This is a genomic window from Phaeovulum sp., assembly GCF_041596715.1.
Taxonomy (GTDB): Bacteria; Pseudomonadota; Alphaproteobacteria; order Rhodobacterales; family Rhodobacteraceae; genus UBA6213.
This window is the reverse complement of sequence record NZ_JBFHIA010000372.1, coordinates 1-1,839: the sequence shown is the minus strand read 5'-3', so window position 1 is coordinate 1,839 and position 1,839 is coordinate 1. Positions and strand designations below refer to the sequence as shown.

The 1,839-nt window shown below is 62.0% G+C and carries 3 protein-coding genes; all 3 read left to right on the top strand.

From position 1 onward, the window contains the following. On the top strand, nt 1–174 hold a 174-nt coding region (locus tag ABY403_RS16145; protein WP_372841833.1), incomplete at its 5' end, for an ATP-dependent Clp protease adaptor ClpS. A gap of 6 nt (nt 175–180) precedes the next feature. Continuing rightward, nucleotides 181–1,209 (top strand): class I SAM-dependent methyltransferase, encoded by a 1,029-nt coding sequence (locus ABY403_RS16140; protein ID WP_372841832.1) that lies wholly within the window; start codon nt 181–183, stop codon nt 1,207–1,209. Nucleotides 1,210–1,251: 42 nt separating this feature from the next. Continuing rightward, a partial coding sequence (locus ABY403_RS16135) for an SDR family NAD(P)-dependent oxidoreductase (protein WP_372841831.1) occupies nt 1,252–1,839 on the top strand: 588 nt, incomplete at its 3' end.

The following is a 1,839-nucleotide window of genomic DNA, read 5'->3' as shown; positions in this document are numbered from 1 at the left end:
TTCTTCGGGCTTGGCCACGCCGCAGCGTTTGAAATCATGCTGACGGTGCACAAGAAGGGCTTGGCGGTGGTTGGCGTGTTCAGTTTCGAGATTGCCGAAACGAAAGTGGCGCAGGTGATGGATTTCGCACGCCGCCACCAGCACCCGCTGCAATGCACGATGGAAAAGGAATAGCGCCACATGGCTGACCGGCGGATTTCACTGGCGCTTGAGGCGCCGGATGCCTTGCCGCCCGAAGGGCGCATACTGCTGCTGCGCCCGCGCGCCGAGCATGACCTGCACGGGTTGCCAAAAGCCCGGCTGCACCTTGTGCAAGGCTTCCGCCCTGATTTCGAGGCGTTGCAGGCCCAAGGCTTTGCGGTTTCGCCAGAACCCGAGGGTGGTTATGCTGCGGCTTTCGTATTTGTGCCGCGTGCGCGCGCCGAAGCCGAAGCCCTGTTGGCAGAAGCGGCGATGCGCGTTGCCCCGGGCGGCTCGATCTGGGTGGATGGTGCCAAGACAGACGGAATCGACGGTATCTTGAAGGCGGTGCGCGCGCGCCTGCCGGTGGACGAGCCGATTTCCAAGGCGCATGGCAAGATCTTTCGCTTTTCGTCACCGGGGCCAAATGCGCTGGCAGACTGGGCAGGGCGACACTACACACCTGCGCCGGGTTTTCAGACGGTGCCGGGGGTATTTTCGGCCGAATCCGTCGATTTCGGCTCTGCGCTTCTGGGCGCGGCACTGCCTGCGCAAATGCCTGCGCGGGTGGCCGATCTTGGTGCAGGCTGGGGCTGGCTTTCGGCGCAAATATTGGCCCGCGAGGGTGTCGAGGAATGCCATCTGATCGAGGCGGAACATGCAGCACTCGCTTCGGCGCGCGCAAGCATCGCTGATCCTCGGGCGCATTTTCACTGGGCCGATGCACGCAATTTTCGCCCCGATGCCCGGTTTGGTGCGGTGGTGATGAACCCGCCTTTTCACACGGCGCGCAGTGCCGACCCTGCTCTTGGGCTTGCCTTCATTACGGCGGCGCAAGCGATGCTGTCGCTTTCAGGCACTCTTTACATGGTGGCCAACCGCCACCTGCCCTATGTCGCGCATCTCAAGACATTGTTTCGGGAAGTAGACGAATTGGGCGACGATCCGGGCTATAGGTTGATCCGGGCGCAACGCCCCTTGGCCGCTACCACAAAGCGCGCAGCCCCTTCGTCTCGCGCTAGGCGCTGAGATCGGCTAACGTCGCCGCGCAGAATCAAACCAGGGGCCGCCATGTCGATTTCCATCTCGGGCAAGACCGCGATCGTCACCGGAGCCGCCAATGGCGTTGGTCTTGCCATTGCTCGGCATTTTCTGGAGGCGGGTGCCAATGTGATGTTCGTCGATATCGACGAGCCGCGGCTGATTGCCGAGGTTGGCGAGCAGACCGAAGGACCGGCGCGTTTTTTTGCGGGCGATCTCTGCCAGAAGCTGACGCTTGCCAACCTGCTTTCGGCCACCGTCGATGCCTTTGAGCGGATTGATATTCTGGTGAATGCCGCGCGGGTCATCGAATCTGGCGATCCGCTTTGCTCTGATGGCGCGCTGCTTGAATCGATGCTTCATCACAACCTCATGGCGGGGCTGCGGCTGAGCCAGATGACCGCCCGGCGGATGTTGGCACAGGCAGAAAAGGAAGGTCGGCAGGCAGAGCCGGTCGGCAGTATCGTGAATGTCTCAACCCTCGCAGGGCGGCGCGCATATCCAGAATTGCTCGCCTACTCGATTTCTTGTGCGGCTGTCGAACAAGCCACGCGCTCGCTGGCGATGGCTTTGGCACCTCGCGGGATACGGGTGAACTGCGTTTCCTTCGGCTCATTG